Below are 26,226 nucleotides of genomic sequence, written 5' to 3' on the forward strand. Positions count from 1 at the left end.
AATTGAGTTTTTAATTGGTGGAGGATGGCCAATGAAGGATGAAAGAATACAAATAAAAGGCAATAAAGATGGTGTAAATATTATAATAGATATGGAGAAGTTTGTAAGTTTTGATAATATGTTAGAGGTGTTAGTATCTAGTTTATCAAAAAACAGGGGTTTTTATAAAAATTCAATACTAAGAATAACAGCTAATCTTAAGCATATTCAGGACTCTGAAATAATTAGGTTGAAGGAAGAATTGTTTCAAAAGATAGATATAAAAGATTGTATTTTTGATGATATTAATAAAGTTAAAGAGAGTAATTCAGTTAAATTTTTTAATGGAATTAATGAAGGAAAAACTAAATTTATCAAGAAAACAATAAGGGGTGGACAGTCTGTTGATTATCCTGGTAATATTATTATAATAGGAGATATTAATAGTGGAGCAGAAGTTTCCGCTGGAGGTAATATTATAGTTCTTGGAAGCATTAAAGGACATGTGAGAGCTGGTATTGGAGGAAATAAAAAATCTATAATAGCTGCATTTTTTATGCAACCTGAATTAATGCAGATTTCAGATGTATTAACTATATCGCCGGATGATGGATTAAAGCCATCTTATCCAGAGGTTGCAAAAATAAAGGATGGTTATATAGTAGTAGAACCGTATTTGCCAAATAAATATATTTACTAAAGTGGAGGGATTTACATGGGAATTTCGATTGTTGTTACATCAGGAAAGGGTGGAGTTGGAAAAACTACAACAACTGCAAACTTAGGAACTGCATTAGCAGCATTAGGGAAAAAAGTTGTAGTAGTTGATGGAGACACTGGATTAAGAAATCTTGATGTGCTAATGGGATTAGAAAATAGAATAGTTTATACAATAATAGATGTAATTGAAAATAGATGTAGATTAAAACAAGCATTGATAAAAGATAAGAGATATACGAATCTTTGTTTACTACCAACAGCTCAAACAAAGGACAAGGATGATATAAGAGCTCAAGATATGTTTGATTTAGTTAATAAGCTTAAAGAGGAGTTTGATTATGTATTAATTGATTCACCAGCTGGAATTGAACAAGGATTTGAAAATTCTGTTGTTGGTGCAGATAAAGCTATAGTAGTAGTTAATCCAGAAATTACTTCAGTTAGAGATGCTGATAGAGTAATAGGAAAATTAGATGCAAAAGGATTAGAAGATCATTCTGTTATAGTTAATAGGTTAAATTATGAAATGACAAAAAGAGGAGATATGCTTGATGTTTCAGATATTATAGAAACTTTATCTGTTAAGTTATTAGGTGTTGTACCTGATGATAGAAGTATAACTGTTTCAACTAATAAAGGAGAACCTATAGTTTTAGATGATAAAGCTCTTTCAGGTCAAGCGTTTAGAAACATAGCTAAAAGAATTACAGGTGAAGAAGTTCCTTTATTAAAATTAGGAACAGAATCTACAGGATTCTTTTCAGCTATAAGAAAGATTTTTAAGAAAAGCTAGGGGGATAAAGGCTGTATGGATTTATTAAGAGTATTTTCTAACAAAAGTACACCAAAAGAAGTGGCTAAAGATAGATTAAAGTTAATACTTATTCATGATAGAGGTGATTTAGCTCCTGAAACTTTAGATAAGATAAGAAAAGAAATATTAGAAGTTATTTCTAAGTATATAGAGATCGATGCTAATGATGTAGAGATATCGTTAAATAGAAGTGATGATATTCAAGGAGAGGGTTCACCGGCGTTAATTGCAAATATTCCAATAAAGAATATGAGAAATAGATAATATAAAGAGACTGTTAAAAATAATAGCAGTCTCTTTTAAATTAAGCTAATATTTAAAAGTTTTTATATAAATAATATATGTATAAAGTAAATTATGTTGTTTAAACAGGTTTATGCTGAGTGTTAGTATCTTGAAAAATATATAGTAAGACATGATGAATTAGTAATTCTTAAAAGTTTATGAATTTTATATGTAGCAATATAATTATTTATGGAGAAAAAGTGGGAAATAGGATATAATAAGTAAGTATAAATTCAAGGAGGTAAAAGTATGATACCTTTATCAAAGTTTAAACTGAATTTAAAAAATTTAAAAAAAGTAGATATATGGATGTTTATGTCTATAATATTGATAACGATGTTCGGTATAGTTAATATATATCTTGCTAAAAAGGCATCTACTGGTGGAATGTTATTTCCATTAAAACAATCACTATTTTTTGGAGCCTCAATAGTATTATTGTATTTTGTATTGGCAATAGATTATTCAATAATTAAAGCATTTACACCAATATTTTATTGGACATCAATTGCATTGTTAGTTTTAGTTTTTATAATAGGTTCAAGAATTAATGGAGCTCAAGGATGGATAAGATTAGGAGTATTATCATTTCAGCCAGCTGAATTAGCAAAGGTTGCAACTGTTATGATGCTGGGTAAGAAGTTAGAAGATATGGATGGAGAAATAAATAATTTAAAAAACTTCTTTGTACTAGCTTTTTATGCAGTAATACCAGCAGGACTTATAGTAATCCAACCAGATATGGGAATGACAATGGTATTATTCTTTATGGTTTTAGGTGTTTTCTTTATAGGTGGACTAGATAAAAGAATAATTTTAGGTGGATTAGGTGCATTAATACTAGGAATTGTATTGGTGTGGAACTCAGGATTGATACAAGATTATCAAAAGAGAAGAGTAACATCATTTAGAAATCCAGAAACTGATACTTCGGGGTCAGGGTACCATTTAAGGCAGTCTCTTATAGCAATTGGTTCAGGCGGATTCTTTGGAACTCTTGATTCGCTAGCTAATGATGGGACAGGTGGATATGCATCACAATATGTTCCAGAAATACAAACAGACTTCATCTTTAGTCAAGTATGTCAACAATGGGGGACTTTGGGGGCAATTTGCTTACTAGCCTTATATGGATTGCTTATATCAAGAATGATTAATATAGCACGGACAGCAAAGGACTTATTTGGAACTATATTAACAACAGGAATGATTGCGTATTTCCTGTTTGCAATATGGCAAAATATTGGAATGACTATAGGGTTAATGCCTATCACAGGTATAACATTACCATTAGTTAGTTATGGTGGAAGTTCTTTAGCCACAACTATTCTTTCCTTAGGCTTAGTTCTTAATATAGGAATGAGACGAAAAAAATTAAATTTTTAAATAAGTTAAATGCAATATATTGTAGATACAATATATTGCATATTTTTTTGATTATAAAAATATAATCTAATAAGCAATTTTTCGGGAGGAAAGAATGAGTAGTTATAATTATCAATACAAAAGATACTATCAAGAATTACAAAATAAGAATTTGGGAAGAAATAAATCTCCAGTTTATAGAAGGAATACATTTGATGAAGTGTATGGAGATGAAATTAAAAAGAGAGAGAATAAAGATTTTTTTTCAAGTATGGTTAATGTTTTTATTTATCAACTAGTTGTTGTTATATTTATGTTTATGGCAGCTTTTTATTTTAAATATTCTCCAAATGAACAGGATTCTTATAAAAATGTAAAGGCAGTAATTAATGATACAACTTATAGTATTAACAATGAGGGTATTGAATCCATTAACATTTCAGAAATATTAAATAAGGTAAATAATTACATAAAGACAAGTTTAAATGGAGGAAAAGCTGATTTTTAAAATAAAAAATCCTAATAGGAGGGTGATTATTAATAGAGTGTAAGCCTATAAAGGAGCTATAAATGGATAGATGGAAAAAAAGTGTTTTAGCTGAAATTATATTATTTTTTATACTTCTTAGTTTAAATAAATCAATTATTTTAGCATTTATAAGTATATTTCTTCATGAGATATCCCATATAGTTGTAGCTAAAAGAAATGGCTGTAAATTTAATAATTTTAAAATTCATATATATGGTACCAATGCTGAGTTTATAAATATTGATGAATTATCTAAGAAGGAAAAAATTCAAATATATTTAGCTGGACCATGCATGAATCTAGCCATTGCATTTATATTTTTTCTTGTTGGTTTAATAATTAATAATAATATTATAAATAAAATAATTAATATTAATTTAAGTTTATTGTGTTTTAATATTCTTCCAGCATATCCTTTAGATGGTTCTAGAATATTAGAAATTATATTATCAGAAAAAATATTATATAAAAAAGTTAATGATATAATTTCTAAAATAAGTTATATTATTGCAATACTTCTAATTACTATTACTTTAATTGTATTTATATATAGTAAAAGTCTAAACGTTAGTTTGATTGTTGCGGCTATAATAATTTGTTTAATAACTAAAGGTGAGAAAAAATCAGCTATGTATATATTAATGAGAAATATATTTGTAAAAAGAAATAAGCTATTAAGAAATAAATATATTGAAAATAAGAGTATATCGGTATATTACAAATTAGGTCTAATTAATGTTATGGCAATAATAGATAAAAATAGATTTAATTCATTTTATATACTAGACGATGATTTAAAGCTTTTGTTTATAATGCATGAAGATGAATTAATAGAAGCTTTAAAACTTTATGGAAATATTACATTAGAGGAATATTTTAATATAAGGAGCATATCTTCGAATTAGTTTACTTTTTTATGACTAATATGCTAGAATAGTAAAGATAATTATGAAAGTTACAAGCTTAGAAATATATTAAAAATTTTGCGGTTAATTAAGTGGTTTAATATATTTGATACTAATTAAACTCAGTTAAGAGTTGCCTGTGTCAACATTAAGAAATTAATGTGAAAATAAGTTTTCAACTTATTTTTTCTTTATTTATCCGAAGAATTTTAAAGTTGTGGTAGGCAACTCTTAATATTTTGAACTGGCGAAATGCTGTTCAAAAGCTTAATTGTTTAATTTAAAATATTGCTTCGTAATATTTAAGTTGTTATGAGTAAGTTTATTGATAAATTAAAGGAGGTACTTATGAATAAAATAACTGATGATATTTTATGTAAGGTAGAAAAACCATCTAGATATGTAGGTGGAGAATTAAATCAAGTTATAAAAAATCCAGATGATGTTAATATAAGATTTGCATTTTGTTTTCCAGATGTATATGAAGTTGGTATGTCTCACTTAGGAACAAGAATTTTATATCATACTATAAATGAAAGAAAAGATACATATTGTGAAAGAGTATTTACACCATGGCCAGATATGGAAGGGTTAATGAGAGAAAATAATATAAAGTTATTTTCTTTAGAAACTAAAACTTCATTAGATAAATTTGATATGTTAGGATTTACTCTTCAATATGAAATGAGTTATACAAACATATTAAATATGCTTCATATGTCAGGAATACCTATAAGAGCAAGTGAAAGAGGAGAAGATGAGCCAATAATTATGGCGGGAGGCCCTTGTGCATATAATCCAGAACCTTTATATGATATCGTAGATTTCTTCGAAATTGGTGAAGGTGAAGAAATGATGAATGATGTTTTAGAGGTTTATGCAAGACATAAAGCTAATGGAAAAGTTAATAAAAAAGAATTCTTAAGGGAAATATCAAAGATAGGTGGAGTTTATGTTCCAAGTCTTTATGATGTTACATATAACGAAGATGGAACTATAAAAGAGTTTAAGCCTAAATACGAAGATGTTCCAGCTAAGGTTAAAAAGAGAATAGTTAATGACTTTGATTCAGTAGCATTCCCGGATGAAATGATAGTTCCTTATACTGAAATAGTTCATGATAGAGTTGTTTTAGAAACAGCTAGAGGATGTACTAATGGTTGTAGATTCTGTCAAGCAGGAATGATTTATAGACCAGTTAGAGAAAAAACTACAAATACTTTATTAGAGCAAGCTAGAAAAGCCCTTAAGGCTACTGGATATAATGAAGTATCGTTAGCTTCTTTAAGTATTTGTGATTACTCTAATATTCAAAATTTAATATCTAGTTTAATTTTAGAACATGAATGGGATAAGGTTGGTATAGCCCTTCCATCAATAAGAGTTGATGCTTTTTCAGTAGACCTAATAAAAGAAATTCAAAAAGTTAGAAAAACTGGGTTAACTTTTGCTCCAGAAGCTGGTTCTCAAAGAATGAGAGACATAATAAATAAGGGGTTAACTGAAGAAAGAATTTTAGAAGCTGCTAAGAGTGCTTTTGAATCAGGATGGAGCACTATTAAATTATACTTCATATTAGGATTACCTTATGAAACAACAGAGGATGCAGCAGGAATTGGTGAATTAGCAGAAAAAATGGCTGATGTTTACTTTGGAATTCCAAAGAATGTTAGAAATAAGGGGTTAAAAATTACAGTAAGTACATCTATATTAGTTCCAAAGCCATTTACTCCATTCCAATGGGCTCCAATGGCTAGACCAGAAATAGTTGATGAAAGAATTAAAGCTGTTAGAGGTGCTATAAAATCAAGAAGTATAGTTTATAACTATCATGAGCAAGAAACTTCATTTATGGAAGCTGTATTTGCAAGAGGTGATAGAAGAACTTGTGATGTTTTAATAAAGGCATTTGAAAAGGGTGCTAAATTTGATGGATGGTCAGAATACTTCAATATGGATATATGGAACGAAGCTATGTCTGAATGTAATTTAGATCCAGATTTCTATGTATATAGAGATAGAAGTTATGAAGAAATACTTCCATGGGATTTCATAGATATCGGAGTTAATAGAAAATATCTTGAAAGAGAAAATGAAAAGGCTAAAAAAGCTGAGCTTACTAGGAATTGTTTAGAAGGTTGTACAGGATGTGGAATAAACGTAAACTTTAAAGAAGGGAAGTGTTTTGAAGGTGCGATACGTAATTAAATTTACTAAAGGCGAGAACATTAAATTTATTGGTCATTTAGATTTAATGAGAACTATTCAAAGAATAATAAAAAGATCAGGATTACCAGTTGAATATTCAAAAGGGTTTAATCCACATATGTCTTTATCAATAGCACAACCACTTTCAGTTGGAGTTTATTCTGATGGTGAGTATTTAGATTTAGTTTTAACAGAATCTCTTGGAGTAGGAGAAGTTATAGAAAAATTAAATGCTAGTGCTCCTCCAACAATTAAATTTTTACATGCAACACCTGTTGAAATAGTAGAAAATGTTAAGAGATTGCCACAAGCTATGGCGCTTTTAGATGGTGCAAGATATATAATTAAAGTAAAACTTAATGAAACTTCTAAAGTTGAAGAAGAAATGATGAAGACTTTAAATGAATCTAAATGGGAAATAGTTAAGAAAACTAAAAAAGGTGAAAAGCTTACTGATATAAAACCTTTTGTTAAAGAATTTAAATATTGGGTAAAAGATAATGAATTAGTTTTAAATACGTTAATAGCAACAGGTAGTAGAGAGAATCTTTCTGCAGATCTTTTAGTAACATATTTAAAGGGTAAAATATCAGAAGTTAATATGGACTCTTTTGTAAATATAAAAAGAGAAGAAATGTATATATTAAAAAATAATAAATATGTTCCTTTATATAAGGGGATTTAAGGTAGTTTTGATATGAGAGAAATTTTCATTGAAAAAAGAGAAAGCTTAATTAGAATTGCAGTAAAAGAACAAGATGAGTTAATGGAGTGCCTTGTAGAGGAGGACTCCGTTAATCCACAAATTGGAGAAGTGTATAAAGCTAGAGTTAAGAATATAATTCCTGGAATTAACTCTGTATTTTTAGATATAGGCTTAGAAAAAGAAGCTTATATGTATTACAGTGAAGAGTTAAAAAGAGTTGGAATAAAAAAAGGTCAGGAGTTATTAGTAGAAGTCTTAAAAGAACCTTTAGGAAATAAAGGTGCTAAAGTTAGCAATAAAGTTACTATACTGGGAAGATTTATTGTTTTAACAGTAGGAGATGAAGGAATAACTGTATCAAAACGAATTTCTGATGTAGAACAAAAAAGAAGATTAACTACTCTTATAAATCCAATTAGAGGAATTGGAATTGTATTTAGAACAGATGCTGAATCTGCAACAAATGAAGAATTAAGTGAAGAACTAAATTATCTTTTAAGTAAAAAAGATGATATGGAAAGAAAGCTTAAATACTCTAAAAATATAGGTAAAATTAAATCAAATAGCCTAATTACAAGATTTTTAGAAGAACTTGATAATAGAAAAACTAAAATTGTTGTAGATGATGAAGAATTTCTAGAAATAGTAAAGGGTTTAGTTAACAATCATGGCAATGTTGAATTTAAACTTTATGAAGGTACGAGAACTTTATTTGATTATGGTGGAATAGAAAAAGAAATAATTAAATTAAGGCATAAAAAGGTTAATATACCTTGCGGTGGATATATTGTAATAGATAAAACAGAGGCTATGTATGTAATAGATGTTAATAGTGGAAAAAATACAAAGGGTAGAGATTTTAATAAAACTATAATGCAAACTAATTTAGAGGCTGCAAAAGAAGTAGGAAGACAAATTAGATTAAGAAATTTAAGTGGAATAATAGTTGTTGATTTCATTGATATGAGAGATGAAAAACAAAAAATATTTGTACTTAAGGAACTTAAAAAAGCGTTAGAAGCAGATAAGGGAAATGTTAAAGTTTTTCCTTTTACAGAGCTTGATTTAATTCAAATAAGTAGAAAAAGAAAAGGTAAGTCTATTTATGAGTATTTAGAAGAGCCTTGTAGAAAATGTAAAAGCAATGGATTCCTTTTGAGATTATCTTATATTGAAACTCTTATTAGAAATGAAATTATAAAATGTTCAAATGAGAACTCTATAAATGATTTTTATGTTGAGATAGATAAAAATTATGAAGAGGACATAAAGGGAGATTTATTTAAATTTTTGAAAAATATTGATGGATTAGATAAGGAAATTTATCTGAATTTTGTCGATGATATAGAAGGGTATAAGGTTGAACCTCTTATATTCTCTAATCAAAAAGAAAATTACCAAAAGTACAAGATAAAAACAATTGAAAAATTGTAATAAACTTCTTTACAAAATGTATTTTTATGTGATAGAATGTCATATGTAAACCGCACATAACGGGTTTTAATAAAAACAAAGTTAAATCTTTGTACCTACATTGGCGAGACCGTTTAAGAGGAGGTGTTTTAATGTACGCAGTAGTATTAACTGGAGGAAAACAATACAGAGTTCAAGAAGGAGACGTAATATACGTTGAAAAATTAAACGCTGAAGTTGAATCAACAGTAGAATTAACAGAGGTTTTAGCTGTTTCTAACGGAGAAACTTTAACAGTTGGTGCACCAGTAGTTGCTGGAGCTAAAGTTGTTGCTAAGGTAGCAGCTCAAGGAAAAGCTAAGAAAATCACAGTTTTCAAGTATAAGCCAAAGAAGGACTACAGAAAGAAGACTGGTCACAGACAACCTTACACTAAATTAGTAATCGAAAAAATCGAAGCTTAATTTTAAGTTATGATTAAGGTTATTATATTTAAGCAAAAACATATATCTGTCGGATTTAAGATAGAGGGTCATGCTTTATCAAGAGAAGAAATTGAAAGCGCTACAGGTGATGCATATGATATGATCTGTAATAGTGTTTCGGTATTATCTCAAAGTGCTGTAATAGGTATGCAGGAAGTTTTAAAACTACCAATAAAGTGTGAAATAAATGATGGATTTTTATCATTAGATTTAACTAATCTTAAAAATGAGGATATTGAGAGAGGGCAAGTATTACTTTTAACCTTTGAAAAAAGTTTAGAGAGTTTGATGATGTCCCTTGAAGCTAGTTTTGGTAAAAATAGACGGAATAAATATATAAAAATAAAATTCGAGGAGGTGTAATGAGTATGTTAATGATGAACCTTCAATTATTTGCCCACAAGAAAGGGGTAGGTAGTTCAAAGAATGGTAGAGATTCTGAATCTAAGAGATTAGGTGCTAAGGCTGCAGACGGAGAATTCGTTTTAGCTGGAAACATCCTTTACAGACAAAGAGGAACTAAGATTCACCCAGGTCTAAATGTAGGTAAGGGTGGAGATGACACTTTATTTGCTAAGGAAGACGGAATCGTAAAATTCGAAAGAATGGGAAGAGACAAGAAAAAAGTTTCTGTTTACCCAGTAAACGTTGAAGAAATAGCTGAATAATTATATTTTATATAGGTAAAAGCACCCGTAAGGGTGCTTTTATTCTTGTAATAAATGTATTTTTTATATATACTATTATAAAATATATATGTTATGGAATAATAAAGATAAATTATTACGTTTAACATTAAGAAGTTACAAGGAGGATAGTAACTATGTTTATAGATAGAGCGAAGATACTAGTTAGATCAGGTGCCGGTGGAAATGGTGCTGTTACATTTAGAAGAGAAAAGTACGTTCCACTAGGAGGTCCAGATGGTGGAGATGGAGGAAAAGGCGGTAGTGTTATATTTACAGTAGATACTGGATTAACAACACTTTTAGATTTCAAATATAAGAAAAAATTCATAGCTGAATCTGGAGGAAATGGCTCAGGTTCTAAATGCTATGGTAAAGATGGAGAAGATTTATACATAAGAGTTCCAATGGGAACTATTATTAGAGATTTTGAAAGTAATAAAGTTATTGCTGACCTTTCTCATAAGGATGATACATATGTTATTGCTAGAGGTGGTAAAGGTGGTAAAGGAAACTGTAAGTTCTGTACACCAACAAGACAGGCACCACATTTTGCAGAACCAGGTATGCCAGCAGAAGAAAGAACTTTAATGCTTGAATTAAAATTACTTGCAGACGTTGGATTAGTTGGATTCCCTAATGTAGGAAAATCAACTTTATTATCAACAGTTACAGCAGCTAAACCTAAAATAGCAAATTATCACTTCACAACTTTAAAACCAAATTTAGGGGTTGTTAAAGCAGAAGGAATTAATTCATTTGTTATGGCTGATATTCCAGGAATAATTGAAGGAGCAGCTGAAGGTGTAGGATTAGGTCTTGATTTCTTAAGACATATAGAAAGAACAAGATTATTAATACATGTTGTTGATATATCAGGTATTGAAGGTAGAGATGCTTTTGAGGACTTTGTAAAAATAAATGAAGAACTTAAGAAATATTCTGTGAAGCTTTGGGATAGACCACAAATTGTTGTAGCTAATAAGGCTGATATGCTTTATGATGAAGAGGCATTTGAGAACTTTAAGAAGAAAGTTAACGAATTAGGATTTGATAAAGTATTTAAGATGTCAGCAGCAACTAAAGCTGGTGTTGATGAGGTTATTAAAGAAGCAGGTAAGATGTTAACAGAAATTCCAGTAATGGAATTAGAAATACCAGAAGAAGAAAGATACGTTGAAGAAGAAAAGAGATTTACGTATGAAATCAACGTTGAAGAAGGCGAAGATTATAATACATATGTTGTTACAGGATCATTTGTTGATAGATTACTTGCATCTGTAAATATCCATGATGCAGATTCATTAAGATATTTCCATAAGGTACTTAATAATAAGGGAGTATTACAACAAATTAGAGAGATGGGAGTACAAGACGGAGACATGGTTAGATTAAATGAATTCGAGTTCGAGTACATATTATAGGAGGAACAAAATACATGATAACAGGAAAACAAAGAGCTTATTTAAGAGGGATTGCAAATACAATGACACCAATATTCCAAATAGGTAAAAATGGTGTTGAAGAAACATTTTTAAGACAATTAGAAGAAGCTTTGGAAGCTAGGGAACTTATAAAAATAAAGGTTTTAGAAAATAGTGGATTATCTGCTAGAGAAGTTTCAGATGAAATATGTAAACTTATAGGGTGTGAAGGAGTTCAGGCTATAGGAAGTAAAATTGTATTATACAAGAGATCTGAAAAGAAACCTAAGATAGAATTACCACAAGGAAAAAACAAATAGTTATGAAACGATATGGTATGATGGGTGGTACATTTAATCCCATACATTTAGCACATTTATATATTGCATATGAGGCTAAAGAAACTTTAAATTTAGATAAAGTTATATTTATGGTTGCAGGAAATCCCCCACATAAAAAAGAAAGTTCAGTAATAGATTCTAACTATAGATATGATATGGTTAAAATTGCTATAAAGGATTATTCTGACTTTGAAATTAGTGATTATGAAATACAAAAGCAAGGATATAGTTATACTTATGAAACTTTAAAATATTTAAAAGGTGATGAAGGAGATGTTGAAGTCTTCTTCATTGCTGGAGCTGATTCTTTAATGGATATAGAAAAGTGGAAAAATCCAGAATTAGTATTGAGTAATTGTACATTTGTAGCTTTTAATAGAGGGGAATATAATAAAGAAACTCTTGAAGAGCAAAAGAAAAAATTACAAGATAAATATAATTCAAATATAATTTTATTAGATATAAGCAACTTGGATATTTCTTCTTCTATGATTAGAGAAAGAATAATAAAGGGAAAAAGAGTAGATTTCTTTATTCCTGAGAAAGTTATGAAGTATATAGAACAGAATAAGTTATATAAGGGAGATTAAAATGTGGGGATTAGAGGAAATAAGAGAGTATTTAAGGAATAATTTAAAGCCGGCTAGATATGGGCATACTTTAGGTGTTGTTAATACAGCTATCAAGCTTGCAGAAGTTTATGGAGAAGATAAAAATAAAGCTGAAATAGCAGCTCTTTGCCATGATGTTGCAAAAAATATGAGCGATAAAGAGTTGAAAAAAATAATAGAAGATGAGAATATTGTTTTATCAATTGATGAAGAAAATACACGAGAATTATGGCACTCTATAATTGCACCTATAATAGCTAGAAAAGTTTTTGAAATAGAAGATGAAGAAATTTTAAATGCTATGAGATGGCATACTACAGGTAGAGAAAATATGACTAACCTTGAAAAGATAGTATATCTTGCAGATTTAATAGAACCTTCTAGAAAATTTGATGGTGTAGATGAAATTAGGGAAGTAGCTTATAAAGATTTAGATTTAGCTATGTTAAAGGCATTAACTCATACAACTATATATTTATTAACAAAAGGTTGTGCAGTAGATATAAGCTCTGTTAAAGCAAGAAATTATTTAGTGTATAATATGAAGACTAAGTAGATTTTAATAGTAATTAATTTTTTATTAGTATATATAAGGTGAGGGACGGGACAATGTCAAGTAAAAAGGATAACAGAGGAAATAATAGTAGAAGAGTCTCTAATAAAAATAGTAAGAGGGAGTTAAGCCCAAGAGAAGAGTTAGAGGTAAGAAAGAAATTAAGAAGAAAAGAAAAAAAATCTACAGTTATAAAAAGAGCAATTACAGCTGCATTTTTAACAATAGTAATATTAACAGTACTATGTGGAGTATACTTGTTTTCCTTTATTGGATCTTTAAATAATAGAGATATAATTGCAGAGGTTGATCCTAAATCAAATGAAACTGTAAATATATTATTATTAGGTATGGATATAGGAGATGCAGAGAATACTTCAAATACTTCTGCTAGAAGAACTGATACTATGATGTTGTTAAATTATAATCCACGTACTGATAATATAAGAGTAGTTTCAATTCCAAGAGATACTTTAATTGAGGTTGAAGATGCACATGATGGTAATGGAAATAAAATTCCTTATTGGAAGATAAATGCAGCTTATGTTCTAGGTGGAGAAGAGGAAGTTATAGAACAGGTTGAAGGTTTATTGGATATAACAGTTAATTATCTTGTAGAGATTGATTATGCTGCATTTAGAAATCTAATTGATGCTGTTGGTGGAGTAGAAATGTATATAGATAGAGATATGTATTATGATGATGATGCCCAAGATCTACATATACATTTTAATAAAGGTGAAACAGTATTATTAGATGGACAAAAGGCAGAAGAATTCTTTAGATGGAGAAAGAATAATGATGGTACAGGTCTTGCAGATGGAGATTTAGGAAGAATTAAGAATCAACAAAAATTTATATCTGCATTAATTGAGAAATGTACTAATCCTACTATAATTACTCAGGTTCCTGATATTTTAAAGGCTATACAAGAAAATGTAATAACTAATATGTCAGGTACGGATATGATAAAGTATGGATTAAAAATGATAAGTAATTCAGGAATATCTATGAGTACATTACAAGGATATAACGAAAGAATATATGGACAAGATTTTTTAGTTGCAGACCCTTCATATAATCAAAGCTTAATAGAATCATTGAAGATTACTAGTGAGGCAGATAATAGTGAAGCTAAAAAGAATTCTTCTATTATGGTTTTAAATGCCACTAGAGTAAATGGTTTAGCAGGGAATATGAAAACAGAGCTAGAGAAGTTAGGGTATGCAAATATAAGCATTGGAAATGCTGATAAAAGTAAAGAATCAAGTATATTATCAAATAATAAGGAACTAAAAAATTTATTAAGTGATGATACAGGAATTAAAAATCTTTCAAAAAATAAAGACTCAGAATATGAAAACTATGATGCAGTGATAATAATTGGTGAAGATTATTTAGAGTTTGAATAAAATACATTTTTAATTCTTAATTCTTAACTCTTAATTATTTAAGGGAGGTAAGCTATGAGTACTTTAGAAAGAAGCGTAGAAAAAAGCTTTGAAGGTAGAAAGATAAGGGAATACCTAAAAGAAGAGATGGGCTTGTCGTCAAGATTTATAAGGGGAGCTGCTATGGATAAAAGAATAATAGTAAACAACGCTCCTGTAAGAATGAATTATGTTTTAAAAGAAAATGATAATATATCAATTAGTTTAAATAAAAAAGAAAGTCAAAATATTGAGCCAGAAAAGATAGAGATAGATATAGTTTATGAAGATAGCGAAATTATAGTTGTAAACAAAAGACCCAATATGGTTGTTCATCCAACTAAAAGATATCAGTCAGGAACCTTAGCAAATGCATTATTATATTATTTTAAGGAAACTAATCAAGACTGTATAGTAAGGCTTGTTAGTAGACTTGATATGGATACATCAGGATTAATAATAATAGCTAAGAATCAATATGCTCATATGGAATTATCTAATAATATGCAACAAAATGAAATAGAGAAAAGATATCTAGCTTTAGTTCATGGTCATATGGAAGAGATTGAAGGAACAATAGATAAGCCGATATATAGACCAGAACTTGAAGGAAATATGAAAAGAGTTGTAGATGAAAGAGGACAAAGAAGTATTACTCACTATAAAGTTGTCGAAAGATTAAAGGATGCAGATTTAGTTGAATGTTTACTTGAAACTGGTAGAACACATCAAATTAGAGTACATTTATCTTCATTAGGACATCCTATTTATGGAGATACTCTATATGGAGATGAATCAGATTCAGAGATTATATCAAGGCAAGCACTTCATGCATATGGGTTAAATTTTAAATCACCAAGAACTAAAAAGCCACTTGAATTAAGAGCTGAATTGCCAAAGGACATAAAAGTATTACTAGAAAAGTTAAGGGTTTAAAATAAAAGAGTTAGAAATAAGCTTACTAAAAAGCAGGTTATTTCTAACTCTTTTACTTTTACTTTTACTTTAATTAAAAATTATGTTTATTTCTTATATAAGAACGTCTTGCTAAAAATTTTCTTCTACGTTTTTTATTACGTATCATTGATATTAGTATAATAAATAATATAATTATAACAATAATAGTAATTACACCTAAGGTAAAATATTTATTTGAAGTAATTTTAGTAATAGTATTCTTGACCATAACTTCAGTAGTATATTCTCTATCTGTACCACTAGCTAATTTAATATTAGAAACTTTATTACCATTAATTAAAAGATAAGCATCAAATAAAATATCCCCTTCTTTAATAGAGGTAGTTGTCAAATCCTTATTATCATATTCTACAGATATGTTAGGATTAGTTATATTTTCGCCTTCACTTAGATTAAAAGTATAATAAAAGTCTTCAGTTGATAATAAAGGAATAGATGTAGAGTCATCTATAGAATAATCCTCTAATTTATCACCTTTAGAAATTACTTTTTCAGTTCTAAAATTTTCAAATCCCCAATCAAATAATTGACCTACGCTTGTGTATAATCCATCTTTATCAGTTGCATTTAAAAAAGCACCAACTATAGTTTGATCATCTTTTTTGGCTACAGCTGTATATGAATGATTTGCAGCTGTAGTATAACCTGTTTTACCACAATAAGCATATTGATATTTATATTGTGAATCAGCTTTTAATAAATGATTATGATTTGTAGCCCATTTTTCACTACCATCTGAAAATGGATGAGTTTCGTAAAAATAGGATTGAGTTTGTGAAATTCTAACAAAATCAGCATTTTGAGATGCATATCTCATTATTAAGGCTAAGTCATATGCTGTAGTTAAATGCCCTTCTTCTGTTAATCCACTTGGATTTTTAAAATTAGTGTTAGTTGCACCAAGTTCTATTGCTTTTTTATTCATTAACTTTGAGAATTCTTCATTTGAACCAGATATGTGTTCAGCAATAGCCTCAGCACAATCATTTCCAGATTCCAAAAGTAATCCTAAGAGTAATTCTTCCATTGTATAAACTTCACCTTGAGCGAGCCCAAGTGAAGATCCATCTGCCAATGGGGGATTTTCTCCTATAGTAACTAGTTCATCTAATTTAGAATTTTCTAATGCAATTATTGCTGTCATTACTTTAGTAGTTGAAGCAGGCATATATTGTACATTAGCATTCTTTTCATAAAGCACTTTTCCTGTAGTTGCATCCATAAGATAAATACCTTCAGAATATAAATTAGGTAGTGCAAAAGAGTTTATCGTTGTTATGTTAGTTAGTACGCTTGTAAGTAAAAACACTAAAACAAACGTTTTGCATAATAATTTTTTCATAAACCTCTCCCTTAAGTTATATCTTATACTTTATAAGTTTACCAAAAAAATAAAAGGAATTCTATAGATAAATTCATTATAAAAGTTTAGATATAGAATTTATGACAATAATTATAATGTAACACAGAAGGAGTGATATAATGGATGTTTTAAAGAATAAAAAAGTAATAGGAGTAATAATAGTTCTATTTATAACAGGAACTGTATCATTATTAACATATGGAAAAAATAGAAAGAATGTTTTTAAAGATGAATATATGCAAAATATTTTTATTGATGAAGAAAGTATTAGCGTTGAAAAAGATAATAGTAATTATTTAAAAGAAACTGAAGAGGAGAATAATAATTTACTTATTGAGAATAATAATGAGAATAGCAATTTACAAAAAAGTTCTAATAACACAATAGTTGTTGAAATTAAGGGAGAAGTAATGAATCCAGATGTTTATACCTTAAGTGAAGGAAGTATAATTAAAGATTTAATTGAAATGGCAGGGGGATTGACAACGGAGGCTGATATTTCAAATATAAATAGAGCTAAAGAAATTAATAATCATGATTTAATAGTAATTAGGAATATAAATGATGTTAATATAGATGTAGAAGCAGAAAATAATGAAGTGAACGAAGAAAGTGATGATGGGAAAATAAGTATAAATGATTCAGATATAAGTAAACTTAAAGAAATTCCAGGAATAGGAGAAGTGAAAGCTAATTCTATAATTTTATATAGAGAAAAAAATAATGGCTTCAAATCTATTGAGGAATTAAAAAATGTTGATGGAATAGGAGAAAAGACTTTTGAAAAAATAAAAGATAGCATTAAATTGTAGGTTATAATGTGAATTTTACATAAATATGTTACCAAATGCTTTTAAAACACAGAAGATTAATGTTATAATTAATAGGATTTATGAAAACATACTATTGAGTTAAATAATAGCATAGGGGGTAATAACATGAAGAAGAAGGCAATATCTTTAGCATTAGTTGCAATGTTAGCTATTAGTGTAGTAGGATGCTCAAGTAACAACGATGATGTAAAGACAACAGAGGATAATCAAAAGACAGCAGTTGAAAATGTGGATATACTTCCAGGAACATGGTCAGAAGATTATAGTAGAGAAGAGGTTAAAGAATTATATGAAAAGTCATTAGCAAGTGTAGAATCAACAGCTAAAGGATATTCATTAGATTATGATATTACAGAAGATGAAATAAAAGAAGAGAATGGCGAATCAGTTAATGATACTTATATATACTTTGATATTCCAGAGGCAGAAAGATTAGAAAGTTTATACTTTGGGTTTAAACAATATGGTTCAGATTTAGCTAATGGAAAATTAGAAATGAAATTAGGATATAAATTAGATAAAAAGACCATTTTAGAAACAGGAAAATTTGATTTTGAAAATTTATCATTATCAGCTTTTTCACAAGCATTTACTGGTGATTATGAAAGGGATTATACTGAGTTAGATAAACAAATATACGATATAATTAAAAATGGTACAGATGAGGGTATACAAACTATAAGCAATAATATTGATGGTTTAAAAGAGACAATAACAATTACAGAAGACTTTTTACTTTATAAGTTAGAAAGTAGAGTATATAACTTTAAGTAAATAATAAGCTTTAATTATATAAATATAAATTCTATGGAGGTAGAGATGGTAGATAACAATGAAGAAAATCTAAAAAATAAAGTTAATGAGACTGAAAACAATAATGATTACGTATCACCAGAAGTTTTAGAGGAAGCTAAGGTATATTTAGCTGAAGAGAAGGCGGCAGAAGCGAGAGAATTTATAAAGGATGAAGAAATAAAGGCTGATGGCAAACTTCTTCACTATACAAAAGTTATTTTAAGTGGAATATTGGATCAAATATTTGTTATAGCTTTAGCATTAATATTATTTGGAATATTTGATTTAGCTTTAAGAGTTTTTGGATATAGAGTAGCTTCAAGAGAAGAGGTATTTATGATTATTTATGTAATAAGTAACATACTATACTATCCAATTTTACAAGAACTTTTACACGGAAAGACTTTAGGAAAAAAATTCATCTTTAGATAACTTTATAAGACACCTTTATAATAGTTTATAGAGGTGTTTTTATTTTTGTTTTAATGTATAATACTAATAGTTAGAAATTAAAAGTTATGATTTTTTTTATAATAAATAATTAATTTTTAGATTGGAGCTTAAGATGAAAAGAGGAAGTCAATTAACATTAAAAATAAACAATATGAAATTTCCTTCAACGGGGATTGCAGAGTGTGAAGGAAAGAATATTTATGTAAAGGGTGCTTTTCCTGGCCAAACAGTAAAAGCTACAGTTAAGAAAAATAGAGAAGGATATGCAGAAGCTAAGCTTGTAGACGTTATTGAAAAGGCTGGATATGAAATAGATGCACCATGTCCTCACTTTGGAGTATGTGGAGGATGTAGTTCGCAAAATTTAACTTATGAAAAGCAATTGGAATTATTAAGTGATGAAATTTGCGATCTTTTTGAAGAAAAGGACTTACCCATGGGAATGTACCTTGGAGTAAAGGGTAGTGAAAATTGCTGGGAGTATAGAAATAAGATGGAGTTCACTTTTGGAGACTTAGAAAAAGGTGGAGAGCTTACTTTAGGAATGCACATGAAAGGAAAGTCTTTTGGTGTATTAACAGTTGATAACTGTATGATAGTTGATGAAGATTTTAGAACTGTTCTTAAAACAACTATAGATTATTTTAGAAAAACTGGATTACCTTATTATAGAGTAATGAGAAGGGAAGGGTATTTAAGACATTTAGTTATTAGAAAAGCTACTAATACTGGTGAACTTATGGTTAATTTAGTAACTACAACTCAAATTGATTTTGATTTAACTGAGTATACTGAATTACTTAAAGCTCAAAACTATAAAGGTGAATTAGTATCTGTATTACATACTGAAAATAATTCTTTATCTGATGCAGTTGTACCTGAAAAGGTAAATGTATTATTTGGAAGAGATTACATAGTTGAAACTTTGCTTGGTCTTAAATTTAAAATATCACCATTCTCGTTCTTCCAAACTAACTCTAAGGGAGCAGAATCTCTTTATAGTATAGTTAGGGATTTTATGGGAGATGGCGAAAATAAAGTTGTATTTGACCTTTATTGTGGAACTGGTACGATTGGTCAAATAGCGGCACCTAATGCTAAGAAGGTTGTTGGACTTGAGCTTATTGAAGAAGCTGTTGAAGCTGCAAAGGAAAATGCGAAGCTTAATGGATTAAATAATTGTGAGTTTATAGCTGGGGATGTTGCTGAAACTATTAAGAAGGTTAAGGATAAACCAGATATAATTATTTTAGATCCACCAAGAAGTGGTGTTTCGCCAAAGGCTTTAGATTATGTAATTAGATTTAATGCACCTGAAATAATCTATGTTTCATGTAATCCTAAGACAATGGTTGAAAACTTAGATGTATTGTTAGCTCATGGATATAAGGTTGATAAGAGTACAGTTAAAGACATGTTCCCAAATACGCCGCACGCTGAGACGGTTGTTAGACTTATAAAAAAATAATAAATTAATAAGAACTTCAAGATAATCTTGTTGTTCTTTTATTATAAAAAATATATAATAATACAAAAGCATGGATAACACAATAATAAGAGAGAAATAATAGGAGTGTACTTTATTAAAAGTAAAATATTTCAAAGTATTATAATTAAAAAAGTTTAATGGATAAAATACATAAGAGAAATATAAATGAGGTGACAATATGTGTACAGCATTAAATATAAAATCAAATAATGATAATTGTTTTTTCGGAAGAAATATGGATTTATCATATAACTTTAATCAATCAGTTATGCTTATTCCAAGAAATTATAAATATAAAGATAAAGTTACAGGAAATATGATAACTAATAATCGTGCTATTATAGGTATGGGAACTGTTATTGATGATCATCCGGCAATTGCGGATGCAATGAATGAAAATGGATTGGCTTGTGCAGGATTAAATTTTGCAGGATATGCTTATTTTGAAAAAGATATAGTTAAAGGAAAAATTAATATTGCTCCATATGATTTTATACAGTGGGTATTATCTAATCATGATACAGTGGATGAAGTTAAAAATGAAATTAAAAATATAGAGTTAGTAGATGTACCTATAAATGATAAAACTCCAGTTCCAACCCTTCACTGGATGATTGCAGATAAAACAGGTAAGTCAATTGTAGTTGAGAAAACTAAAAATAAATTTGCTGTATATGATAATACTGTGGGAGTAATGACCAATAATCCAACATTTGATTGGCATTTAACTAACTTAAATGAATATATAAAGATTAAACCAACTCAACCTAAAGAAGCCAACTGGAGTAATCAGAAATTAAAAGCTTTAGGTGTTGGAGCTGGTACTTTAGGTATACCTGGAGATTTTGCATCAGTATCTAGATTTATAAGAATTGCATATATTAGAAATAATATGCCAAATATAGAAGATAATATAACAGCTATTACTCAATTTTTTCATATGTTAGACTATGTAAAAATGGTAAAAGGGGGAGTTATTACAGAAGATGGATTAGAAGATTTAACTTTATATTCTTCTTGTATGGACCAAGAAAATAGGATTTATTACTATAAAACTTATGACAATAATAGAATAAATGCCATAGATATGAATAAAGAAAATCTTGATGGAGATAAAATTAAGTTATTTGCATATGAAACAACACAGGATATAAATTATCAAAATTAACACTTATTATGTTTATTAAGTTGAATTTTTTTGAGGGGGTAAAGTTTAGGGCTTACTGCCCTTTTATTTTTATAATACTAACTAATGTTATTTATAAAATATTTAAGGTAGGCTATAATTAAATTCATAACTATTAATAGTGATTGCATATGAATACCATTTGTAGAATAACAGGTCTAACAGAATAGGATATAAAAAATTATAATAAGTAAAGGGTTCACTAAAAATAGTATAAAAATTTTATACTAACTTGGAATAATAGGAGGAAATAGAATGATTAATATAGGGATAATTGGTGAAGCTAAAGATATGGTAAATGAAAACAATATTGCAAAGACTTTAAGAAGTGGAGAGTTAAATGTATATGCTACACCTTCTATGATTGCACTTATGGAGGAAGCTGCTTATAAAAGTATTCAAAGTGAATTAGAACAGGGGAAAGGTAGTGTTGGAACACTTATGAATGTAAAACATCTATCTAGTACTCCTATAGGTATGGAAGTAACTGCAAAAAGTGAATTAATTGAAATTGATAGAAGAAGACTTGTATTTAAAGTTGAAGCATTTGATGAACGTGGAAAAATTGGTGAAGGAATACATGAGCGTTTTATAATTGATAACGAAGATTTCCAAAAGAAAACTGACAATAAATAATATAAAGTGAAAATTAGCGATATCAAAGCAGAGATTGATATCGCTAATTTCATTAGTCATATTTTAAAGTATAGTTTAAAATTACTCTGATCTAAGTGCTGTAACAGGATCTTTTTTAGCAGCCTTCTTTGATGGTACAAATCCACCTATAATAGTAAGAAGCATGCTAAGTATAATTAATATTATTGCAGCAGGTATAGGTAATGAGGCATTAACAGTATTAGAATCTAATACTGAATGGATAATGGAGTTTATTGGAATTAATAATAATAATGAGATTACAACTCCTAATAATCCAGAGCAAAGTCCAATGATAAATGTTTCAGCATTAAATACTTGAGATATATTATGTTTTGATGCACCAATAGCACGTAAGATACCAATCTCCTTAGTACGCTCCATTACAGATATGAATGTAATAATTCCAATCATAATAGAAGAAACAATAAGTGAAACTGCTACGAATGCAATTAATACATATGATATAACATTAATTATTGTAGTAACAGAAGATAATAGTATTCCAATATAATCTGTATAACTAATTTTATTTTCTTCGCTTGCAGTTGAATTATAATCTTCAATACAATCAGAGATAGATTCTTTATTTTCAAAGCTATCTGTATAAATGCTAATAGAAGATGGTGCATCTAAGCTTACTACACCAAAAGTAGTCATATTATCATCATAAGTTCCAGTAGAAATATAAGTATCGTAAATTTTAAGTAATGTATCATTATCAGGTGATTTTAGATACTCATCTAACATAGCAGCAAGTTGTGTTTCACTCATAGTTGATATATCTGGTGTTACAGATTGAATTGATGAATTATCTATATTTGACATTCCATCACCTGCAGTTTGCATAGAGTACATTATTGTCTTAAATAGATTTGCTTTATCAGAAACTCCGAGATTTTCTAAGTATTTTTTTGCATCTGCTATTTTTTCATCATCACTAGATGGAGAAAATTCCATACCATTTAATACGTTAATAGTTGGGGTTTCTTTTTGAGCTTTAACAATTTCACTATCATCTGTATATTGGATAATATAGTTAGTAAGTGCTCTTGTATATCCTAGTGCAGTAGAAATTAAAGCATTTTTAGCATCTTCTTTTGGACGAACAACACCAGTTATTTTTAATTTTACAGCATTATTCATTAATTTTTCCATTTCAGTTGTATCTTCTTTTATAGATTTAAATGTACCGTTACCATTTGATATATAAGTAGCACTTTCAGGAATTATATAAAATTCTTTGTTACATATATCTTCATAGTTCCAGCTTTTACTTTCAAGTTTGATTTCTTCACCATTTTCTATTTTATTCATTAAGTCTTTATATTCAGAACTTGGTAAAATACCTAATTGATAAAGTGTATTACTAGAAATTTCATTGTTTTTATCTAATGTAAGGATAATTTCATCATAGGCATTAGGCCAATTACCATATAATAAATCATAGCTTTCCTTAACAGCTTCACTAACTGATTCACCATCTTTACCAGAAAGCAATTCACTAAAGTTATTTGAGTTTGATGGCATTCCAGGAAGACCAGACATATTTGACATTGTAGACATATTAGACATTCCTAGCATTGTATTTGTAGAGTTGTTATTATCTGTAAGTGTGCTTCCATTGGTATTGACTAAAGTTCCATCTGGATCTTTTGTATAAACATCAAATTTTGTAGCATAAGAATATATTATACCATTTTCGCCTACGTATTTATTTATTTCACTATCAGGATTATCTAAATATTTTTTAAAGGCAGTTAAATTATTTTCAGTAAAACTACTTGTCATAGTAGATGCCATTTCAATACTAGAGCCATTTGAGTAAATTGCATCTAAATCGTGATTAGCATCATCAACTTTTCCTGCTGATGGACCACCTGAAGACATTATGCTACTAAGATCAATGGTTTCAGATTCAATAGATATTGGGTAAGATGTCATAGTCTCTTTTTGAATATTATCAATATAAGTATTAACTCCATTACTAAGAGATAAAATTAATGCAATTCCAATAATACCTATAGATCCTGCAAATGAGGTTAAAAGAGTTCTTCCTTTTTTTGTTTTTAAATTGTTAAAGCTTAGAGATAATGAAGTTAGTAATGACATTGAAGCTTTACCCATATTCTCATGTTTAGGTGGAGCCATATTTTTGGTATCCACTTCATAAGGATTAGAATCATCTATAATATGTCCATCTTTTACTTTAACAATACGATTAGCATATAGTTCTGCTAATTCAGGATTATGAGTTACCATAACAACTAGTCTATCCTTCGCTACTTCTTTTAATAAATCCATAACTTGAATACTAGTTTCACTATCAAGTGCTCCAGTTGGTTCATCAGCTAATAAGATTTCGGGATCATTTACTAATGCCCTTGCAATAGCAACACGTTGCATTTGGCCTCCAGACATTTGATTAGGTTTTTTATGAAGTTGTTTTCCAAGACCTACTTTTTCTAGAGCTTCTGTTGCACGTTTTTTTCTTTCTGATTTGGATATACCTGAAATAGTTAAAGCTAACTCAACATTTGAAAGAACAGTTTGATGAGGAATTAGGTTATAGCTTTGAAATACAAATCCGATAGTATGATTTCTATATGAATCCCAATCTCTATCTTTATATTTTTTAGTAGAAATTCCATTGATAATTAAATCCCCACTATCATAGCGATCAAGTCCTCCAATAACATTTAATAATGTTGTTTTTCCTGATCCACTAGGACCTAAGATTGCAACGAATTCATTATCTCTCAGATTTAAAGAGACTCCATCTAGAGCAATTTGTTCTAAATCGCCAGTAACATATTTTTTGTATATTTTTTGTATTTGAAGCATGTTTCGTTCACTCCTTTTTTTAGATTTGGAATAATAGTTATGTTTTCTTTGGCAATATTATCTATATTATACTACTTTTATAAATTGAAAATAAACTAAATATTAAAGAGATAATAAATTATGGTTTTGTATAAATAATCAAAAGGATGTATATAAAGATATGCAGGCAAATCCTGAGATTGAAGTTTCAGTATCAAGTCCTACTTATGCTTGGATAAGATTAAATGGAAAAGTAGTATTTGAAAACAACATGGCAGTTAAGGAAGAATGTATGAATAATCTAATTGTAAAGGGGCAATATAATAGTGCTAATAATCCAATATTTGAAGTGTTTTACTTAGAAAATGCACATGCAGTGATTGCAGATTTTTCAGGAAATCCACCTAAAGAATATAACCTTTAATTTATGGAAAAGCAAAGCTATACTTAAAAAAGTATTTCTTTGCTTTTTTTATTATAAATTTTTATATTTATAGTCCTCACCCCAAGTATACATGGCATCTAGAATAGGTTTTAAACTATAACCTGTTTCAGTAAGAGTATATTCAACTTTAGGAGGTACCTGAGGGTAAACTTTACGTATTAAAAGGCCATTAGATTCCATATTTCTGAGGTGGCTAGTAAGAACTTTTTGTGTAATACCAGTTACTGATCTCATTAACTCATTAAATCTTTTAGTTCCGGTTAATTAATTTTATACTATATCAAGTATGGATTCAATAATCTTAAGAAAAAGAAAAGAGTATATTTTTATAGTTTCTACAAGATAACTATACCACTTTAAAGTGCGCACTTACTTAGAATATATCAAATGTTTAAAATAAAAATAAGAATATATGAGGTAGGTGATCGTGTAATTGATATTATGCATGTTAATGATAATTGGATTTGTTATATAATGGAAAAAAGATTATTTTGTAATTACTACAAATGTGGATCATCAATTTTATAAAGCTGGATTTCCTGAAGAGAGGATCTTTACAACACAAGGAGATTATGGAGTAATTCAATGTTCAAGAGGATGTCATAAAAAATTATATGATAATGAAGAGTTAATATATAAGATGATTAATAAGCAACGATATTGTAAAATTCAGACAGAGTTAGTAAATGATAGGATGTTTTGTTCCAGGACATATGTGTATCGATAATGCTATTCATTATTATGGCGCATATT

At 28.6% G+C, this 26,226-nt stretch carries 26 protein-coding genes and 3 pseudogenes; 26 read left to right on the forward strand and 3 right to left on the reverse strand.

Translation table 11 applies throughout. From position 1 onward, the window contains the following. Window positions 1-31 precede the first annotated feature (31 nt). From minC to Q0Y03_RS03655, 18 genes are all read left to right on the forward strand, one after another. Window positions 32-679, forward strand: coding sequence for a septum site-determining protein MinC (minC, locus tag Q0Y03_RS03570; protein ID WP_297712456.1), 648 nt, complete (start codon window positions 32-34; stop codon window positions 677-679). Window positions 680-694: 15 nt separating this feature from the next. Continuing rightward, window positions 695-1,492, forward strand: a complete 798-nt coding sequence (minD, locus tag Q0Y03_RS03575) for a septum site-determining protein MinD (protein ID WP_297712457.1) — start codon at window positions 695-697, stop codon at window positions 1,490-1,492. A gap of 15 nt (window positions 1,493-1,507) precedes the next feature. Continuing rightward, window positions 1,508-1,777 carry a cell division topological specificity factor MinE gene (gene minE, locus Q0Y03_RS03580; RefSeq protein WP_297712458.1) on the forward strand — a complete coding sequence of 90 codons (270 nt, stop codon included), beginning with the start codon at window positions 1,508-1,510 and terminating at the stop codon, window positions 1,775-1,777. Window positions 1,778-2,047: 270 nt separating this feature from the next. Continuing rightward, the gene (gene rodA / locus Q0Y03_RS03585) at window positions 2,048-3,184 is read left to right on the forward strand and encodes a rod shape-determining protein RodA (protein WP_297712459.1); all 1,137 of its coding nucleotides are present in this window, start codon (window positions 2,048-2,050) and stop codon (window positions 3,182-3,184) included. Window positions 3,185-3,278: 94 nt separating this feature from the next. Then, window positions 3,279-3,671 carry a hypothetical protein gene (locus tag Q0Y03_RS03590; protein WP_297712461.1) on the forward strand — a complete coding sequence of 131 codons (393 nt, stop codon included), beginning with the start codon at window positions 3,279-3,281 and terminating at the stop codon, window positions 3,669-3,671. A 62-nt stretch (window positions 3,672-3,733) separates the two neighbouring features. After that, window positions 3,734-4,597 (forward strand): site-2 protease family protein, encoded by an 864-nt coding sequence (locus tag Q0Y03_RS03595; protein ID WP_297712462.1) that lies wholly within the window; start codon window positions 3,734-3,736, stop codon window positions 4,595-4,597. A gap of 348 nt (window positions 4,598-4,945) precedes the next feature. Further along, complete coding sequence (locus Q0Y03_RS03600; protein WP_297712463.1) at window positions 4,946-6,805, forward strand: TIGR03960 family B12-binding radical SAM protein; 1,860 nt, start codon at window positions 4,946-4,948, stop codon at window positions 6,803-6,805. Continuing rightward, window positions 6,789-7,490, forward strand: a complete 702-nt coding sequence (locus Q0Y03_RS03605) for a TIGR03936 family radical SAM-associated protein (RefSeq protein ID WP_297712490.1) — start codon at window positions 6,789-6,791, stop codon at window positions 7,488-7,490. The genes Q0Y03_RS03600 and Q0Y03_RS03605 overlap by 17 nt, the downstream gene beginning before the upstream one ends. A 12-nt stretch (window positions 7,491-7,502) precedes the next feature. Beyond that, window positions 7,503-8,945 carry a ribonuclease E/G gene (locus Q0Y03_RS03610; RefSeq protein WP_297712464.1) on the forward strand — a complete coding sequence of 481 codons (1,443 nt, stop codon included), beginning with the start codon at window positions 7,503-7,505 and terminating at the stop codon, window positions 8,943-8,945. 131 nt (window positions 8,946-9,076) lie between these two features. Continuing rightward, window positions 9,077-9,388 (forward strand): 50S ribosomal protein L21, encoded by a 312-nt coding sequence (gene rplU, locus Q0Y03_RS03615; RefSeq protein WP_133014022.1) that lies wholly within the window; start codon window positions 9,077-9,079, stop codon window positions 9,386-9,388. A gap of 9 nt (window positions 9,389-9,397) precedes the next feature. Continuing rightward, a complete protein-coding gene (locus Q0Y03_RS03620) occupies window positions 9,398-9,772 on the forward strand; it encodes a ribosomal-processing cysteine protease Prp (protein ID WP_297712465.1) in 375 nt (124 codons plus the stop codon). A 5-nt stretch (window positions 9,773-9,777) separates the two neighbouring features. Further along, on the forward strand, window positions 9,778-10,077 hold the full coding sequence (rpmA, locus tag Q0Y03_RS03625; protein ID WP_297712466.1) for a 50S ribosomal protein L27: 300 nt from the start codon (window positions 9,778-9,780) through the stop codon (window positions 10,075-10,077). 155 nt (window positions 10,078-10,232) lie between these two features. Then, window positions 10,233-11,519, forward strand: a complete 1,287-nt coding sequence (obgE, locus tag Q0Y03_RS03630; protein ID WP_297712468.1) for a GTPase ObgE — start codon at window positions 10,233-10,235, stop codon at window positions 11,517-11,519. A 14-nt stretch (window positions 11,520-11,533) separates the two neighbouring features. Continuing rightward, the gene (gene yhbY, locus Q0Y03_RS03635) at window positions 11,534-11,839 is read left to right on the forward strand and encodes a ribosome assembly RNA-binding protein YhbY (protein WP_297712469.1); all 306 of its coding nucleotides are present in this window, start codon (window positions 11,534-11,536) and stop codon (window positions 11,837-11,839) included. Between the two features lie 2 nt (window positions 11,840-11,841). Continuing rightward, on the forward strand, window positions 11,842-12,450 hold the full coding sequence (gene nadD, locus Q0Y03_RS03640) for a nicotinate-nucleotide adenylyltransferase (RefSeq protein WP_297712470.1): 609 nt from the start codon (window positions 11,842-11,844) through the stop codon (window positions 12,448-12,450). Between the two features lies 1 nt (window position 12,451). Continuing rightward, window positions 12,452-13,027: a bis(5'-nucleosyl)-tetraphosphatase (symmetrical) YqeK gene (gene yqeK / locus Q0Y03_RS03645; RefSeq protein ID WP_297712471.1), complete on the forward strand. Its 576-nt coding sequence runs from the start codon at window positions 12,452-12,454 to the stop codon at window positions 13,025-13,027. 53 nt (window positions 13,028-13,080) lie between these two features. Then, entirely contained in the window at window positions 13,081-14,436 is a 1,356-nt protein-coding gene (locus tag Q0Y03_RS03650; protein ID WP_297712472.1) for an LCP family protein, read from the forward strand. Window positions 14,437-14,490: 54 nt separating this feature from the next. Then, on the forward strand, window positions 14,491-15,390 hold the full coding sequence (locus Q0Y03_RS03655) for an RluA family pseudouridine synthase (RefSeq protein WP_297712473.1): 900 nt from the start codon (window positions 14,491-14,493) through the stop codon (window positions 15,388-15,390). A gap of 73 nt (window positions 15,391-15,463) precedes the next feature. Here the strand turns inward: Q0Y03_RS03655 and Q0Y03_RS03660 are convergent, their stop codons facing one another. After that, window positions 15,464-16,774: a D-alanyl-D-alanine carboxypeptidase family protein gene (locus Q0Y03_RS03660; RefSeq protein ID WP_297712474.1), complete on the reverse strand. Its 1,311-nt coding sequence runs from the start codon at window positions 16,772-16,774 to the stop codon at window positions 15,464-15,466. Between the two features lie 140 nt (window positions 16,775-16,914). Here Q0Y03_RS03660 and Q0Y03_RS03665 point away from each other — a divergent pair, with 140 nt between their 5' ends. The 6 genes from Q0Y03_RS03665 (at window position 16,915) to Q0Y03_RS03690 (ending at window position 22,187) form a co-directional block, all read left to right on the forward strand. Next, complete coding sequence (locus Q0Y03_RS03665) at window positions 16,915-17,607, forward strand: helix-hairpin-helix domain-containing protein (RefSeq protein WP_297712475.1); 693 nt, start codon at window positions 16,915-16,917, stop codon at window positions 17,605-17,607. A gap of 126 nt (window positions 17,608-17,733) precedes the next feature. After that, window positions 17,734-18,402: a hypothetical protein gene (locus Q0Y03_RS03670; RefSeq protein WP_297712476.1), complete on the forward strand. Its 669-nt coding sequence runs from the start codon at window positions 17,734-17,736 to the stop codon at window positions 18,400-18,402. 45 nt (window positions 18,403-18,447) lie between these two features. Next, a complete protein-coding gene (locus Q0Y03_RS03675) occupies window positions 18,448-18,855 on the forward strand; it encodes a hypothetical protein (RefSeq protein ID WP_297712477.1) in 408 nt (135 codons plus the stop codon). Between the two features lie 133 nt (window positions 18,856-18,988). Then, complete coding sequence (rlmD, locus tag Q0Y03_RS03680) at window positions 18,989-20,344, forward strand: 23S rRNA (uracil(1939)-C(5))-methyltransferase RlmD (protein ID WP_297712478.1); 1,356 nt, start codon at window positions 18,989-18,991, stop codon at window positions 20,342-20,344. A gap of 199 nt (window positions 20,345-20,543) precedes the next feature. Beyond that, window positions 20,544-21,533, forward strand: a complete 990-nt coding sequence (gene bsh, locus Q0Y03_RS03685) for a choloylglycine hydrolase (protein WP_297712479.1) — start codon at window positions 20,544-20,546, stop codon at window positions 21,531-21,533. Between the two features lie 273 nt (window positions 21,534-21,806). Further along, the gene (locus Q0Y03_RS03690) at window positions 21,807-22,187 is read left to right on the forward strand and encodes a thioesterase family protein (RefSeq protein WP_294140640.1); all 381 of its coding nucleotides are present in this window, start codon (window positions 21,807-21,809) and stop codon (window positions 22,185-22,187) included. 81 nt (window positions 22,188-22,268) lie between these two features. On the opposite strand, the gene Q0Y03_RS03695 is transcribed toward Q0Y03_RS03690, so the two are convergent. Further along, window positions 22,269-25,049: an ABC transporter ATP-binding protein/permease gene (locus tag Q0Y03_RS03695; protein WP_297712481.1), complete on the reverse strand. Its 2,781-nt coding sequence runs from the start codon at window positions 25,047-25,049 to the stop codon at window positions 22,269-22,271. A 106-nt stretch (window positions 25,050-25,155) separates the two neighbouring features. Here Q0Y03_RS03695 and Q0Y03_RS03700 point away from each other — a divergent pair. Continuing rightward, window positions 25,156-25,452 (forward strand): annotated as a pseudogene (locus Q0Y03_RS03700) (pyridoxamine 5'-phosphate oxidase); the annotation flags it as partial. Between the two features lie 51 nt (window positions 25,453-25,503). Here Q0Y03_RS03700 and Q0Y03_RS03705 read toward each other — a convergent pair. Then, window positions 25,504-25,773 (reverse strand): annotated as a pseudogene (locus Q0Y03_RS03705) (helix-turn-helix domain-containing protein). Between the two features lie 181 nt (window positions 25,774-25,954). Between Q0Y03_RS03705 and Q0Y03_RS03710 the strand changes: the two are divergent. Then, window positions 25,955-26,158: pseudogene (locus tag Q0Y03_RS03710) on the forward strand (Sir2 silent information regulator family NAD-dependent deacetylase); the annotation flags it as partial. Between the last annotated feature and the right edge of the window lie 68 nt (window positions 26,159-26,226).

The organism is Clostridium sp., assembly GCF_026168755.1.
Taxonomy (GTDB): domain Bacteria; phylum Bacillota; class Clostridia; order Clostridiales; family Clostridiaceae; genus Clostridium.